The organism is Streptococcus sp., from assembly GCF_030825805.1.
Lineage (GTDB): Bacteria > Bacillota > Bacilli > Lactobacillales > Streptococcaceae > Streptococcus.
This window is the reverse complement of record NZ_JAPJPF010000022.1, coordinates 14,869-30,471: the sequence shown is the minus strand read 5'-3', so window position 1 is coordinate 30,471 and position 15,603 is coordinate 14,869. Positions and strand designations below refer to the sequence as shown.

The 15,603-nt window shown below is 41.9% G+C and carries 13 protein-coding genes; all 13 read left to right on the top strand.

Translation table 11 applies throughout. The features are described 5' to 3' along the window. Nucleotides 1–197: 197 nt before the first annotated feature. Nucleotides 198–1,445 (top strand): peptidoglycan hydrolase PcsB, encoded by a 1,248-nt coding sequence (gene pcsB, locus RCH62_RS04910; protein WP_306474771.1) that lies wholly within the window; start codon nucleotides 198–200, stop codon nucleotides 1,443–1,445. Nucleotides 1,446–1,604: 159 nt separating this feature from the next. After that, nucleotides 1,605–2,579: a ribose-phosphate diphosphokinase gene (locus RCH62_RS04905; RefSeq protein ID WP_023027441.1), complete on the top strand. Its 975-nt coding sequence runs from the start codon at nucleotides 1,605–1,607 to the stop codon at nucleotides 2,577–2,579. Nucleotides 2,580–2,948: 369 nt separating this feature from the next. Beyond that, nucleotides 2,949–3,341 carry an LPKTxAVK-anchored surface protein gene (locus RCH62_RS04900; protein WP_195214417.1) on the top strand — a complete coding sequence of 131 codons (393 nt, stop codon included), beginning with the start codon at nucleotides 2,949–2,951 and terminating at the stop codon, nucleotides 3,339–3,341. Nucleotides 3,342–3,433: 92 nt separating this feature from the next. Beyond that, nucleotides 3,434–4,300, top strand: coding sequence for a class B sortase, LPKTxAVK-specific (gene srtB, locus RCH62_RS04895; RefSeq protein ID WP_195214416.1), 867 nt, complete (start codon nucleotides 3,434–3,436; stop codon nucleotides 4,298–4,300). A gap of 171 nt (nucleotides 4,301–4,471) precedes the next feature. Further along, nucleotides 4,472–5,653 (top strand): pyridoxal phosphate-dependent aminotransferase, encoded by a 1,182-nt coding sequence (locus RCH62_RS04890; protein ID WP_306474770.1) that lies wholly within the window; start codon nucleotides 4,472–4,474, stop codon nucleotides 5,651–5,653. Continuing rightward, nucleotides 5,637–6,416, top strand: a complete 780-nt coding sequence (gene recO, locus RCH62_RS04885) for a DNA repair protein RecO (RefSeq protein WP_306474769.1) — start codon at nucleotides 5,637–5,639, stop codon at nucleotides 6,414–6,416. The genes RCH62_RS04890 and recO overlap by 17 nt, the downstream gene beginning before the upstream one ends. After that, on the top strand, nucleotides 6,413–7,417 hold the full coding sequence (gene plsX / locus RCH62_RS04880) for a phosphate acyltransferase PlsX (protein ID WP_306474768.1): 1,005 nt from the start codon (nucleotides 6,413–6,415) through the stop codon (nucleotides 7,415–7,417). Before recO ends, plsX begins: the two co-directional genes overlap by 4 nt. Further along, on the top strand, nucleotides 7,414–7,659 hold the full coding sequence (locus RCH62_RS04875; RefSeq protein ID WP_048687889.1) for a phosphopantetheine-binding protein: 246 nt from the start codon (nucleotides 7,414–7,416) through the stop codon (nucleotides 7,657–7,659). The genes plsX and RCH62_RS04875 overlap by 4 nt, the downstream gene beginning before the upstream one ends. Nucleotides 7,660–7,828: 169 nt before the next feature. Next, on the top strand, nucleotides 7,829–8,536 hold the full coding sequence (gene purC, locus RCH62_RS04870; protein WP_306474767.1) for a phosphoribosylaminoimidazolesuccinocarboxamide synthase: 708 nt from the start codon (nucleotides 7,829–7,831) through the stop codon (nucleotides 8,534–8,536). A 63-nt stretch (nucleotides 8,537–8,599) separates the two neighbouring features. Next, nucleotides 8,600–12,325, top strand: a complete 3,726-nt coding sequence (locus RCH62_RS04865; protein ID WP_306474766.1) for a phosphoribosylformylglycinamidine synthase — start codon at nucleotides 8,600–8,602, stop codon at nucleotides 12,323–12,325. A 12-nt stretch (nucleotides 12,326–12,337) separates the two neighbouring features. Beyond that, nucleotides 12,338–13,777: an amidophosphoribosyltransferase gene (gene purF / locus RCH62_RS04860; protein WP_306474765.1), complete on the top strand. Its 1,440-nt coding sequence runs from the start codon at nucleotides 12,338–12,340 to the stop codon at nucleotides 13,775–13,777. Between the two features lie 245 nt (nucleotides 13,778–14,022). Beyond that, the gene (gene purM / locus RCH62_RS04855; protein ID WP_306474764.1) at nucleotides 14,023–15,045 is read left to right on the top strand and encodes a phosphoribosylformylglycinamidine cyclo-ligase; all 1,023 of its coding nucleotides are present in this window, start codon (nucleotides 14,023–14,025) and stop codon (nucleotides 15,043–15,045) included. Continuing rightward, nucleotides 15,045–15,602, top strand: a complete 558-nt coding sequence (purN, locus tag RCH62_RS04850; RefSeq protein WP_306474763.1) for a phosphoribosylglycinamide formyltransferase — start codon at nucleotides 15,045–15,047, stop codon at nucleotides 15,600–15,602. Before purM ends, purN begins: the two co-directional genes overlap by 1 nt. Nucleotide 15,603 lies beyond the last annotated feature (1 nt).

The window sequence follows — 15,603 nt, the reverse complement described above, 5'->3', positions numbered from 1 at the left end:
CTAAATCGTTAGGTCGGGTAACTGGCGCGGGGGTTCGAATCCCCCATTCTCCGTACAGAATCAAGTTAGCTTTCTAGCTAACTTTTTTTGTTACTTTGATACATCAATAGAAATAAAATTGTAACAAAGGCGTAATATAAAATCTTTCATTTTCTGTTATACTAGTTAGTGTCTTATATGAAGGAGTCTTTTATTTTATGAAGAAAAAATTATTAACGACTATTTTACTTACTACAGTTGCTTTATCACAAGTAGGTACAGTTATTTCTGTAGGAGCTGATTCTACTGATGATAAAATTGCTGCACAAGATAATAAGATTGCTGATTTGAGTTCAAAAGAACAAAGTGCGCAAGCACAAGTTGATCAAATTCAAGCTCAAGTTTCTGAAATCAAAAAACAACAAGAAACTCTTAAAGCTGAAAATGAACGTTTGAATGAAGAGTCTGCTAAACTTTCTGCAGAGATTGAAGAGCTCTCTAAGAACATTGTTGCTCGTCAAGAATCATTAGCGAACCAAGCACGTAGTGCTCAAACAACAGGAACTGCTACAAGTTACATTAACGCTATTGTAAGTTCTGGTTCTTTGACTGAAGCTATTTCACGCGTTTCTGCAATGAATGAGATTGCTAGTGCGAATAACAAAATGTTGGAAGAGCAAAAACGTGATAAAGAAGATATCGATGCTAAGCAAAAAGAAAACAACGATGCCATTAACACTGTTATTGCGAACCAACAACAATTAAATGATGATGAACAAGCTTTAGCAACTAAGGAAGCTGAGTTGAAAGTCGCTCAATTGAATTTAGCGGCTGAAAAGTCAACAGCTGAAAATGAAAAGAATGCTTTGCTTGAAGAAAAAGCAGCAGCTGAGAAAGCAGCAGCTGAGAAAGCAGCTGCAGAAGCTGCATACCGTGCTCAACAAGAAGAACAGCGTAAGGCTGTAGAAGCATCTGCTAATACTAACTTGCAAGCACAAGTGCAAGCTGCTACTCAAACACCAGCAGCTGAAGCAGCACAACCTCAAGCAACTGTTTCAACTCCTGCTGCAGCACCAGCAGTTCAAACTCAAACAGTTACTACACCAGCAGCAACTAGTCGTCCAACATACAGCTCTTCTGCAAGTTCATACCCAGTAGGTGAATGTACTTGGGGTGTTAAAGTATTGGCTCCTTGGGCTGGTGATTACTGGGGGAATGGAGCGCAGTGGGCTGCAAGTGCTGCAGCAGCTGGATTCCGTACTGGTAGCCAACCACAAGTCGGCGCTATTGCTTGTTGGAATGACGGTGGATATGGACACGTAGCAGTGGTTACAGCTGTTCAGTCAAGTACAAGTATCCAAGTATCTGAATCTAACTACTTAGGTATCCGTAGCATTGGGAACTACCGTGGATGGTTTAACCCAGTGAATGCACAAGGATCAGTTACTTATATCTATCCAAACTAAAAAATTAAAACACTCACTTTTAGTGGGTGTTTTTTACTATAGTTACTATTTTAATTTTTGATGGATTATGGATTGAAAAATCATGTAAAAAGCGTTACAATGGGTAAAGAGAAGATTTGTACATTTGTACATTGTGGTTAATTTTATGTGGAGGAAATCATGTCGTTTTCGGATTTAATGCTGTTTGCTTTATCTTCTAACCAAGATTTGGCTGAACGTGTCTCTAAGGAGATGGGATTGCCACTTGGTAAGTCGACCGTACGTCAATTTTCAGATGGGGAAATCCAAGTCAATATCGAGGAGTCTATTCGTGGTAAAGAGGTGTATATTCTTCAATCTACGAGCTCTCCTGTCAATGATAATTTAATGGAAATATTGATCATGGTAGACGCCTTAAAACGTGCCAGTGCTCAAACCATTAATGTAGTGATGCCTTATTATGGTTATGCCCGTCAAGACCGTAAAGCTCGTGCTCGTGAGCCGATTACATCCAAATTGGTTGCCAATATGTTAGAGATTGCTGGTGTGGATCGCCTTTTAACCATTGATTTGCATGCGGCTCAGATTCAAGGGTTCTTTGATATTCCAGTGGATCATTTGATGGGGGCTCCATTGATTGCAGACTACTTTGAACGTCGTGGCATGATTGGTTCTGACTATGTGGTAGTCAGTCCGGACCACGGTGGTGTGACGCGTGCTCGCAAGCTAGCTGAGTTTTTGAAAACACCAATCGCCATCATTGATAAACGTCGGAGTGTTGATAAAATGAACACCAGCGAAGTCATGAATATCATTGGGAACGTTGAAGGGAAAACTTGTATCCTGATTGATGATATGATTGATACTGCGGGAACCATTTGCCACGCTGCGGATGCACTTGCTGAAGCAGGAGCAGTAGAAGTCTATGCAAGTTGTACGCACCCTGTATTGTCTGGTCCAGCTATGGACAATATTCAGAAATCAGCGATTAAGAAGTTGGTAGTATTGGACACTATTTACCTACCTGAAGAGCGCTTAATCGATAAAATTGAACAAATTTCCATCGCAAAACTATTAGCAGAAGCGATTATCCGCATTCATGAAAAACGTCCTCTGTCTCCTCTATTTGAAATTGGAAATGCTAAAAAATCTTAAAATGTAAAAAAGAGGTTGTAGAAAGCCTCTTTTTTAAGAAAGGAAAAATATGTTTTTCAACTGGTTAAAAAAAGAAAGTAAGATCAATAATCAGAGGGAGGAGTTGCTAAAAGAAGCACAAAAAAATGAGGATAGATTGGATCCTTGTCTCCCCAAAAAGACCTTGCCAAAGAGTGGTGTAGTCAAATAGAGTAAGGAAAATGCCTTAAAAAATCAGGATTTCCATTATGGAAATCAAATAGTTTGCTTTTTCTAAAAAAAATTTAAATTTAAGCCAAAAATTTATTGACAGATCTATGATATAGTAGTATACTTACAATAGTTACGAAGTAACGAAATATTTTTAAAATGAAAAAAGGAGATAAAACAATGAAAAAAGTTTTATTATCATCAGTAGCAGCACTTGCAGTATTTGCAGCAGCAGCACCAGTTTTCGCTAACGACGGTCATGTTCACACAGGAAGTCTTGATAACCAAGAAGTTGTTAAAGGAGAGCAATTCTTCACTGATAACGAAGGTGGTCTTACTCAAGCAGCTAAAGACGGTCTTAACAATGTTGATGCTGAATCAACTGAAGCTAAATTCAACGAAAATGGCGAAAAACTTGTACCTAAAAAGGATGCAAATGGTAACGTTATTCCAGGTGAATTCGTAGTTGAAGGTTCAGCTAAAGAAGCTAAAAAAGAAGCTAAAAAAGAAGAAGGAAAAGCTCCAGCAGCAGCAGGACAAAAAACTCTTCCAAAAACAAGCGCAGTTAAATAATTAAATTATTAATTAGCTCATAAAAATACACTGGGTCCTTGGGCTCAGTGTATTTTTTAGAAAAAATTGAATACTTAGGAGAGTTCTAATTTATGAAACGAGCAGAGAAACAGACGACTTCAAAAGGAAAAGGATTGGGAATTCTCTTTGCCTTAGTAGCCGTTGTAGCACTTGTTCTTGGGTTTATTTTCTTCAATCCATTTGGTAAACAAAAATCCACATCGACACATCAGGAAACTGCGAAATCGACAAGTGGTTCGACTAGTTCTAAACAAGAGGTAAAATATACCCCTAGTCAAGAGGAGAAAGATTACCTAGCAAATCGTTTTGCTCAATTTACTGCAGTTAATCCAGAGACGATTGCCTATGTTTATGCTCCTGGTACGGAGTTAGATGAGCCAGTAGTTCAAACAGGTGATAATGCTACTTACTTAGATAAAACTTTTGATGGTGGCTATCAACCGTATTTAGGTACGGTCTTTATGGATACGGATAACAAAAAAGATTTTAGTGATCGGTTGACATGGTTATTCGGTCATGCTCGTGGGAGCAAGGTTGCAGATCATCGGATGTTTAACGATGTTAACTTCTATGATAACCAAGAGTACTTTGACCAACACCCTTATGTAGTTATTGAAACACCTGAGCGTAAGTATTATTATGAAGCAATGTGCTTGGTCATTGTTCCTGAAACGACTGCTTTCTACCGTACAAGCTTTAAGGATGATGAAGATTTCACTACCCAATTGAAGCATAACTATGAAGGAGCGCGGACAAAGAATCCAAATATCAAAATCAAAGCTTCTGATAAATACCTAGTCTTGTCTACTTGTCGTGAAGAAGATGAAACGATCCGTTCCAATCTCTACCTTCGTCAAATTCCAGATTCAGAAATGAAAGATTTCTTGGCGAAACATGGTGACCAGTTGAATTATGTGGCAACACGTGGTCAAGAATAAAAAAGATTTGGTAGAATTTATTCAATGAGAGGATTTAGCATGTGCTAAGTCCTTTTTTTAATTTTGATGAGAAAGGTCATTATTGTATCATTTTAGTTGGGACTAGCCCCTTTTTTGCGATGGTTTTCTATTTATAGTATAATGGTGATAGAACTTTTTTTGGAGGTGGCTATGGATTTAACAAAACGGTTTAATCAAAATTTGAATCGAATCGAGATTTCCTTGATTCGTCAGTTTGACCAAGCCATTTCTTCTATTCCAGGTGTCTTACGATTGACTTTTGGTGAGCCGGATTTTACGACACCAGACCATGTAAAGGAAGCGGCAAAAGCAGCTATTGACGCTAATAAAAGTCATTATACGGGTATGAGTGGCTTATTAGCTCTACGAGAGGCTGCTAGCCAGTTTGTAGCTGAAAAATATAACCTACAGTATCGACCAGAGGATGAAATTTTGGTCACCATTGGGGCAACGGAGGCCCTTTCTGCGACCTTGACGGCTATATTGGAACCGGGAAATGTGGTGCTCTTACCAGCACCTGCTTATCCTGGTTACGAACCTATTATTAAACTGATGGGGGCTAGTGTCGTCGAAATCGATACGACAGACAATCGCTTTATCCTCAGCCCAGAGGCTTTAGAAAAGGCCTTAGAAGAGCAAGGGGATCGCGTCAAGGCGGTTATTCTCAACTACCCAGCTAATCCGACAGGTGTCACCTACTCTAAGGAGCAGATGCAGGAGTTGGCTAGAGTCTTGAAGAAATATGAAGTCTTTGTCGTTTGTGACGAAGTTTATTCAGAGCTAACCTATACAGGTCAGCCTCACGTTTCCTTAGGATCCTATCTACGGGACCAAGCCATTATTATCAATGGTTTATCTAAGTCTCATGCTATGACAGGCTGGAGACTCGGTTTTATCTTTGCGCCGGCTCCATTGACAGCTCAATTAATCAAGAGTCATCAGTACTTGGTGACTGCAGCGGGGACCATGAACCAGTATGCAGCCATTGAAGCCTTAACGGTTGGTAAAGACGACGCAGAGCCGATGAAACGGGAATACATAGAGCGTCGAGATTATATCATCAAAGAAATGTCTGCCATGGGCTTTGATATTATCCGCCCGGACGGGGCCTTCTATATTTTTGCTAAGATCCCACAAGGATATCTTCAAAATTCCTTCGATTTTTTGAAGCTCCTAGCCCAAGAAAAGGCTGTTGCCTTTATCCCAGGAATGGCTTTTGGCCCATATGGAGAAGGCTATGTGCGCTTGTCCTATGCAGCAAGTATGGAAGTGATCCAAGAAGCGATGAGTCGGTTGAAGGAGTTTATGAAAGAACATGCTGGAGAGCATTGAGAGTCGTGGCATCGTCCTCTACCATCGGGATTACCGAGAGGACGATAAGCTGGTTAAAATCTTTACAGAGCAAGCTGGCAAGCTCATGTTTTTCGTGAAACATGCCAATCGTTCTCGGTTGAATTCTATGATCCAACCTTTGACTTTAGCGGATATGTATCTGAAAATCAATGATGACGGACTCAGCTATATCGAAGATATTCATGAGGTTCAAAGTTTCCAAGTGATTAATCAAGATCTTTTTCGTCTTTCCTACGCAACCTATATACTGGCCTTGGCAGATGCTAGTATACAGGATCGTCAACCTGATCCAGCTTTATTTGCTTTTTTAGAGCAGACCTTGCAATTGATGGATCGGGGCTTGGATTATGAAATCTTGACCAATATTTTTGAAATGCAGATTTTATCCCGATTTGGTGTCGCCTTAAACGTCCATGAGTGTTGTGTCTGTCATCGAGTGGGCCTACCTTTTGATTTTTCATTCCGATTGGGTGGTGTCCTATGCCCAGATCATTATGATCGTGACGAAAGACGAGCCCACTGGAATCCAAATGCCCTCTATTTATTGGATCGTTTTCAAGCTGTGAAATTTAGTGAGTTAGAGACGATTTCCATCCATGATGAGATGAAGACAGAGTTGAGAAAGTGTCTAGACCAACTCTATGATGAGTATGTAGGTATTCATCTCAAAGCTAAGAAATTTATTGATTCCCTGGGAAGCTGGGGAGAGATCTTAAAAGATCAGTCTGGAGGTAAGAAATGAAAAAAATTGCAGTCGATGCAATGGGTGGAGATCACGCTCCACAGGCCCTAGTAGAAGGGGTCAATCAAGCCATACAAGAATTTAAGGATATCGAAGTCATTTTGTATGGGGATGAGGCTAAAATTAAGCAATACCTGACAGCAACTGAGCGGGTATCGATCGTCCATACAGATGAGAAAATCAATTCAGATGATGAGCCTACACGTGCTATTCGTCGGAAGAAGCAAGCCAGCATGGTCTTAGCAGCGCATGCAGTTAAGAATGGGGAAGCGGATGCCATGCTTTCTGCGGGAAATACAGGAGCGCTTTTGGCTTCTGGTTACTTTATCGTCGGTCGGATCAAGGTCATTGATCGTCCAGGCTTGATGTCGACTCTTCCTACCCTTGATGGGAAGGGCTATGATATGCTGGATCTGGGGGCAAATGCTGAAAATACGCCAACACACTTGCACCAATATGCGATTATGGGGGCCTATTATGCAGAGAATGTTCGTGGGATTAAGTGGCCTCGTATCGGTCTCTTAAATAACGGAACCGAGGAAAGCAAGGGGGATCCCTTACGCAAGGAGACCTATCAATTATTAGCAGCGGATCCTTCTCTCAATTTTGTGGGAAATGTGGAAGCGCGTGACTTGATGGATGGAGTTGCTGACGTCATTGTGACAGATGGATTTACAGGAAATGCTGTTCTAAAGACCATGGAAGGTACTGCTTTGGGCCTCTTTAAACAGTTGAAAACAGTCCTGACTGGTGGTGGCTTGAAGGCTAAGCTTGGAGCCTTCCTCTTGAAGAATGATTTACGAGGTTTGAAAAAGACCTTGGATTATTCAGATGTTGGAGGTGCGGTCTTGTTTGGCTTGCAAGCCCCTGTCGTGAAAACCCATGGTTCTAGTGATGCCAAGGCAGTCTATAGCACGATCCGCCAGATCCGGACCATGTTGGAAACAGATGTTATTCGTAAATCTGTGGTTGAATTATCAGAATTGGAGGAAGAGAAATGAGTCGTCATCAAGAAATTTTTAAACTAGTTGAAGGGTTGATTCAAGATAATAAGGGATCTGACTATGAGGTCTCTTTGGATTTGGATTTACGAAAAGACTTGGAAGTGGATTCCGTTGATCTCATGGAATACATTATTTATTTGGAAGAAGCCTATCAAATTAATATCCCAGATAAAGACATTGATGCCATGGCAACTGTTGGAGATATGGTAGACTACGTTTTGAAGAAAACAAGCAAATAAAGTTCGGATTTTACGAACAAAGAGACATCTAAAAATAAGAGGTTGAATCTTTTTGATTCAATCTCTTATTATTTTTTTGTTACAAGCGAACAAGATACGGATTTAACTTGAAAAAACAACCTCTCTGTGATACACTGAAAGGGATAAAAGATGAAAGGCGAACAAGAAGATGTCCGATCAATTAATTTATACGGGGAAAGCAAAAGATATTTATAGTACAGAAGACGAACATGTGATTAAGTCCGTTTATAAGGACCAGGCCACCATGCTGAATGGAGCTCGCAAAGAGACCATTGAGGGGAAAGGTGTGCTCAACAATCAGATTTCGTCTCTTATTTTTGAAAAATTGAATGCTGCGGGTGTTGCGACGCACTTTATCGAGCGTATTTCTGATACCGAACAATTGAACAAGAAGGTTACCATCATTCCTTTGGAGGTTGTTCTTCGTAATGTGACTGCAGGTTCTTTTTCTAAACGGTTTGGCGTTGAAGAAGGTTTAGACTTGGAGACTCCAATCGTTGAATTTTACTACAAGAACGATGAGTTGGATGACCCGTTTATCAATGATGAACACGTCAAGTTTTTGGATATTGCCAATGATGAGCAAATTGCTTATATCAAGGAAGAAACGCGTCGTATCAATGAATTGTTGAAAGATTGGTTTGCACAAATTGGTCTTCGTTTGATTGACTTCAAATTGGAATTTGGTTTTGATAAGGATGGCAAGATTATCTTGGCAGATGAATTTTCACCAGATAATTGCCGCCTTTGGGATGCGGAAGGGCACCATATGGATAAGGATGTTTTCCGTAGGGACTTGGGCAATCTGACAGATGTGTACAAAGTTGTGTTGGAGAAATTACAGGGCTTGAAGTAACCTGTTTGAAAGGAAAAACCTTCGTCTTCGATAACTTATTTGAATAGAAATAAAGGAACTAAAATGGATAAACGTATTTTCGTTGAGAAAAAAGCTGATTTTCGTGTAAAATCGGACTCTTTGGTAAAAGAATTACAGCATAATCTTCAGTTGAAAACCTTGAAGGATCTTCGGATTGTTCAGGTTTACGATGTCTTTAATTTGGCAGAGGATTTGTTTGCGCGTGCGGAAAAACATATCTTCTCTGAGCAAGTGACGGATACTGTTTTGGACGAGGCTGCGGTTCAGGCTGATCTTGAGAATTATGCTTTCTTTGCTATCGAAAGTTTACCTGGTCAATTTGACCAACGTGCAGCATCTTCACAAGAAGCCTTGCTTTTGCTTGGTAGCTCAAATGATGTAACGGTGAACACAGCACAACTTTACTTGGTTAACAAGGATATTGATACAAATGAGTTGGAAGCTGTCAAAAATTACCTCTTAAACCCAGTGGATTCTCGTTTCAAAGATATCACTGTTGGTATTGCGAAACAGGATTTCTCTGAGTCTGACAAGACCATTCCAAGCTTGGATTTCTTTGAAAGCTATACGGCAGAAGATTTTGCACAGTATAAGGCAGAGCAAGGATTGGCAATGGAAGTGGATGACCTTCTCTTCATTCAAGATTACTTCAAGTCTATTGGTCGTGTGCCAACTGAGACTGAGCTAAAGGTGTTGGATACTTACTGGTCTGACCACTGTCGTCACACAACTTTTGAGACTGAGTTGAAAAACATCGACTTCTCAGCTTCTAAATTTGAAAAACAATTGCAAGCGACTTATGACAAGTATATTGCCATGCGTGATGAGTTGGGACGTACAGGAAAACCTCAAACCTTGATGGATATGGCCACTATTTTTGGCCGTTATGAGCGTGCTAATGGTCGTTTGGATGACATGGAAGTGTCTGATGAAATCAATGCCTGCTCTGTTGAAATTGAAGTGGATGTCAATGGTGTCAAAGAACCATGGCTTCTCATGTTCAAGAATGAAACCCACAACCACCCAACGGAAATTGAACCATTTGGTGGAGCGGCTACTTGTATCGGTGGTGCCATTCGTGACCCATTGTCAGGGCGTTCCTACGTTTACCAAGCTATGCGTATCTCAGGTGCTGGTGATATTACAGCTCCAATTGCTGAAACTCGTATTGGTAAATTGCCACAACAAGTGATTTCTAAAACAGCAGCTCATGGTTATTCTTCATATGGGAACCAAATTGGTCTTGCAACAACTTATGTTCGTGAATACTTCCACCCAGGTTTCGTTGCTAAGCGTATGGAGCTAGGTGCAGTTGTCGGTGCGGCTCCTAAGGAAAATGTGGTCCGTGAAAAACCTGAAGCAGGTGATGTGATCATTTTACTCGGTGGTAAGACTGGACGTGACGGTGTCGGTGGTGCGACAGGTTCTTCTAAAGTTCAAACAGTTGAATCTGTTGAAACAGCTGGTGCTGAGGTTCAAAAAGGAAATGCCATTGAAGAACGCAAGATTCAACGTCTTTTCCGTAATGGGGAAGTAACACGTCTGATTAAGAAATCAAATGACTTTGGTGCTGGTGGTGTCTGTGTGGCTATCGGTGAATTGGCAGATGGTCTTGAAATTGATTTAGACAAAGTACCATTGAAATACCAAGGTTTGAATGGTACAGAAATTGCCATCTCTGAATCTCAAGAGCGGATGGCTGTAGTGGTTCGTCCAGAAGATGTAGATGCCTTCGTTGCAGCATGTAATAAAGAAAATATTGATGCTGTTGTCGTTGCGACAGTGACGGAGAAACCAAATCTTGTCATGCACTGGAATGGTGAAACCATCGTTGATTTGGAACGTCGTTTCCTTGATACAAACGGTGTACGTGTGGTTGTAGATGCTAAGGTGGTTGACAAGGATGTCAAGCTTCCAGAAGAACGTCAAACATCTGCTGAAACCCTTGAAGCGGATACACTTGAAGTCTTGGCTGACCTTAACCATGCCAGTCAAAAAGGTTTACAAACCATCTTTGATAGCTCAGTTGGTCGTTCAACAGTTAATCACCCACTTGGTGGTCGCTACCAAATCACACCAACGGAAGCTTCTGTACAGAAATTGCCAGTCCAACATGGCGTGACAACAACTGCTTCTGTTATGGCGCAAGGATTCAACCCTTATGTAGCAGAATGGTCTCCATATCATGGTGCTGCCTATGCGGTCATCGAAGCAACAGCTCGTTTGGTTGCTGCTGGTGCAAACTGGTCTAAGGCTCGTTTCTCTTATCAAGAATACTTCGAGCGGATGGATAAACAAGCAGAGCGTTTTGGTCAACCAGTAGCTGCTCTTCTTGGATCCATCGAAGCTCAGATTCAACTTGGTTTACCATCTATCGGTGGTAAAGACTCGATGTCTGGTACCTTTGAAGAATTGACAGTACCACCAACTTTGGTTGCTTTTGGGGTAACAACTGCAGATAGCCGTAAGGTTCTTTCTCCAGAATTCAAAGCTGCTGGTGAAAATATTTACTACATTCCTGGTCAAGCTTTGGCACAAGAAATTGACTTTGAACTCATCAAGTCTAACTTTGTTCAATTTGAAGTTATCCAAGCTGACCACAAAGTGACAGCCGCATCAGCTGTTAAATATGGTGGTGTGGTTGAAGCTCTTGCACTTGCAACATTTGGGAACCATATCGGAGCAAATGTCGAATTAGCAGACCTTGACACTAGCTTGACAGCCCAATTGGGTGGATTCGTCTTCACATCGCCTGAAGAAATTGTAGGTGTTGCCAAGATCGGACAAACAGTAGCAGACTTTACACTAGTTGTCAACGGTGTAACGCTGGATGGACACAAACTTGACAGTGCCTTCCAAGGTAAATTGGAAGAGGTTTACCCAACGGAATTTGCACAGGCAACTGAGTTGGAAGAAGTACCTGCTGTAGCATCAGATGCTGTGATCAAAGCTAAAGAAACCGTTGAGACACCAGTGGTTTACATTCCAGTATTCCCAGGTACCAACTCAGAATATGACTCCGCTAAGGCCTTTGAAAAAGAAGGTGCGAAAGTCAACTTGGTACCATTTGTCACACTCAACGAAGAAGCGATTGTCAAGTCTGTTGATACCATGGTTGACAACATTGAAAAAGCCAACATTATCTTCTTTGCAGGTGGCTTCTCAGCAGCGGATGAACCAGATGGATCAGCTAAATTTATCGTTAACATCTTGCTCAATGAAAAAGTTCGTTCGGCTATTGATAGCTTCATCGAACGCGGAGGCTTGATCATCGGTATCTGTAATGGATTCCAAACTCTTGTCAAATCAGGTCTTCTTCCATACGGTAACTTTGAGGATCCAAGCAGTACCAGTCCAACCCTCTTCTACAATGATGCCAACCAACACGTGGCTAAGATGGTGGAAACACGGATTGCCAACACGAACTCACCATGGCTTGCTGGAGTGCAAGTTGGGGACATCCATGCCATCCCAGTATCACACGGTGAAGGTAAATTTGTCGTGACAGCTGAGGAATTTGCAGAGCTTCGTGACAATGGTCAAATCTTTACCCAATATGTTGACTTTGATGGTAAACCAAGCATGGATTCTAAATACAATCCTAACGGATCTGTGAATGCTATCGAAGGTATCACAAGTAAGAACGGTCAAATCATTGGTAAGATGGGTCACTCAGAACGTTTCGAAGCTGGTCTCTTCCAAAATATTCCAGGAAATAAAGACCAGCATCTCTTTGCATCAGCGGTTAAATACTTTACTGGAAAATAAAAGGTATAAAAAATGACATACGAAGTAAAATCTCTTAATGAAGAATGTGGTGTTTTTGGAATCTGGGGGCACCCAGACGCTGCCAAATTGACCTATTTTGGACTCCATAGTCTTCAGCACCGTGGACAAGAGGGTGCAGGAATCCTGGCTAATGACCAAGGGACCTTGAGACGTCATCGGGATACAGGTCTGCTTTCAGAAGTCTTTCGGAATCCATTAAATCTGGAGAAATTGACAGGATCTTCTGCTATTGGACATGTTCGCTATGCGACAGCGGGGGAAGCGTCTGTGGATAACATCCAACCCTTCCTCTTCCGCTTTCACGATGCGCAGTTTGGTCTGGCCCATAATGGGAATTTGACTAATGCCCAATCGCTCAAATCGGAATTAGAAAAAAATGGAGCCATCTTTAGCTCGACCTCTGACTCAGAAATTCTGGCCCACTTGATCCGTCGGAGCCACAACCCTTCCTTTATGGGGAAAATCAAGGAAGCACTCAATACGGTCAAAGGTGGATTTGCTTATCTGATGTTGTTTGAAGATAAGCTGATCGCAGCTCTAGACCCAAATGGCTTCCGTCCTCTTTCCATCGGGAAAATGGCAAATGGTGCCTTGGTTGTTTCTTCTGAAACCTGTGCCTTTGAGGTGATTGGGGCAGAATGGATCCGAGATGTGCATCCTGGTGAACTGGTGATCTTTGATGAAAATGGCATTACCTATGATCGCTATACGGATGATACTCAACTAGCAATTTGTTCTATGGAGTATATCTATTTTGCGCGTCCTGATTCCAATATCCAAGGGGTCAACATCCATACGGCTCGCAAGCGGATGGGCGCTCAGTTAGCACGAGAATTTAAGAACCAAGCAGATATTGTGGTGGGGGTTCCCAACTCCTCTCTCAGTGCGGCCATGGGTTTTGCAGAAGAATCTGGCTTGCCAAACGAAATGGGCTTGATCAAGAATCAGTATGTCCAACGGACCTTTATTCAACCGACTCAGGAATTGCGGGAACAAGGAGTGCGAATGAAGCTCTCTGCCGTATCTGGTGTCGTGAAAGGCAAACGGGTTGTCATGATTGATGATTCCATCGTGCGTGGGACAACCTCTCGTCGGATTGTGAAACTGTTGAAAGAAGCAGGGGCTACAGAAGTCCATGTGGCAATTGCCAGTCCAGCTCTGGCTTATCCATGTTTCTATGGAATTGATATCCAGAGCCGCGAAGAGCTAATCGCAGCTAACCATACAGTAGAGGAAACTTGTGAGATTATCGGTGCGGACAGCCTGACCTACTTGTCCATTGATGGTTTGATTGATTCTATTGGCATTGATACCGATGCACCAAACGGTGGTCTTTGTGTAGCTTACTTCGATGGGAAATACCCAACGCCTTTGTATGACTACGAAGAACGCTATTTGGAAAGCTTGAATGAGCAGACATCCTTTTATTAGGATTGTTTACAAGTGAATCTAATCAATCATCAGTAGGATCTAGGAATAGAAAAAGGAAAAAACAAATGACAAATAAAAATGCTTACGCGCCACGTCTCACTACTGACTAAAAGCTAAAGCATTTGTCAGTAGACGCTTTGTCCTATGGGACCAAAGCTAGAGACCTGACTAGTATTTTTAGATAAAATAATTGTTTATCTAAAAATACGTCGCACTCTTTCTCAAAAAAAGAAAAGGATTAAAAAATGACAAATAAGAATGCATACGCTCAATCGGGTGTGGACGTTGAGGCGGGTTATGAAGTTGTTGAACGGATCAAAAAACACGTTGCTCGTACAGAGCGTGCGGGTGTTATGGGAGCTCTTGGTGGTTTCGGTGGTATGTTTGACCTTTCAAAAGCAGGTGTCAAAGAGCCAGTTTTGATTTCAGGGACGGATGGTGTCGGAACTAAGCTCATGTTAGCTATCAAGTATGACAAACACGATACCATTGGTCAAGACTGTGTGGCCATGTGTGTCAACGATATCATCGCTGCAGGTGCAGAGCCCCTCTACTTCTTGGACTATGTCGCAACTGGTAAAAATGAACCAGCTAAACTAGAACAAGTCGTTGCTGGTGTGGCTGAAGGTTGTGTACAAGCAGGTGCAGCCCTCATCGGTGGGGAAACTGCTGAAATGCCTGGTATGTATGGCGAAGACGACTATGACTTGGCTGGGTTTGCTGTTGGTGTTGCTGAAAAATCTCAAATCATTGACGGTTCAAAGGTAGCTGAAGGCGATGTGATTCTTGGACTTGCTTCAAGCGGTATCCACTCAAATGGTTACTCACTTGTTCGTCGTGTTTTTGCGGATTACACAGGTGAAGAAGTATTGCCTGAGTTAGAAGGAAAGAAACTTAAAGACGTTCTTCTTGAACCAACTCGTATCTACGTTAAGGCTGTTCTACCGCTCATCAAAGAAGAATTGGTCAACGGAATCGCCCATATCACAGGTGGTGGTTTCATCGAAAATGTGCCACGGATGTTCGCGGATGACTTGGCTGCTGAAATTGACGAAAGCAAAGTTCCAGTTCTTCCAATTTTCAAAGCCCTTGAAAAATATGGCCAAATCAAACATGAAGAAATGTTTGAAATCTTCAACATGGGTATTGGTCTCATGCTTGCGGTTAAACCAGAAAATGTGGAACGTGTCAAAGAACTTCTTGACGAACCTGTTTATGAAATCGGTCGTATTGTGAAGAAAGATGGCGCAAGTGTGGTGATTAAATAATGACTAAAAGGATTGCTGTTTTTGCCTCTGGCAACGGTTCAAACTTTCAGGTGATTGCGGAACAATTTCCAGTAGAATTTGTCTTTTCAGATCACCGGGATGCCTATGTCTTAGAGCGTGCCGAAAAGCTAGGGGTATTATCCTACGCTTTTGAACTCAAAGAGTTTGAGAACAAGGCAGACTATGAAGGAGCCATTGTCGAACTTTTGGATGAACATCAGATTGACTTGGTTTGTCTGGCAGGCTATATGAAAATCGTCGGTCCAACCTTGCTAGCAGCTTATGAAGGCCGTATCATTAATATTCACCCGGCTTATCTTCCTGAATTTCCAGGTGCTCATGGTATTGAGGATGCTTGGAATGCAGGCGTTGACCAGTCTGGCGTGACTATTCACTGGGTGGATTCTGGTGTGGACACTGGTAAGATCATCAAACAAGTCCGTGTGCCACGGCTTGAAGGTGATACCCTTGATACTTTCGAGACGCGCATCCACGAAACAGAGTACAAGCTCTATCCAGAAGTGTTGGATGGTTTGGGAGTGGAGAGGAAGAAATGAT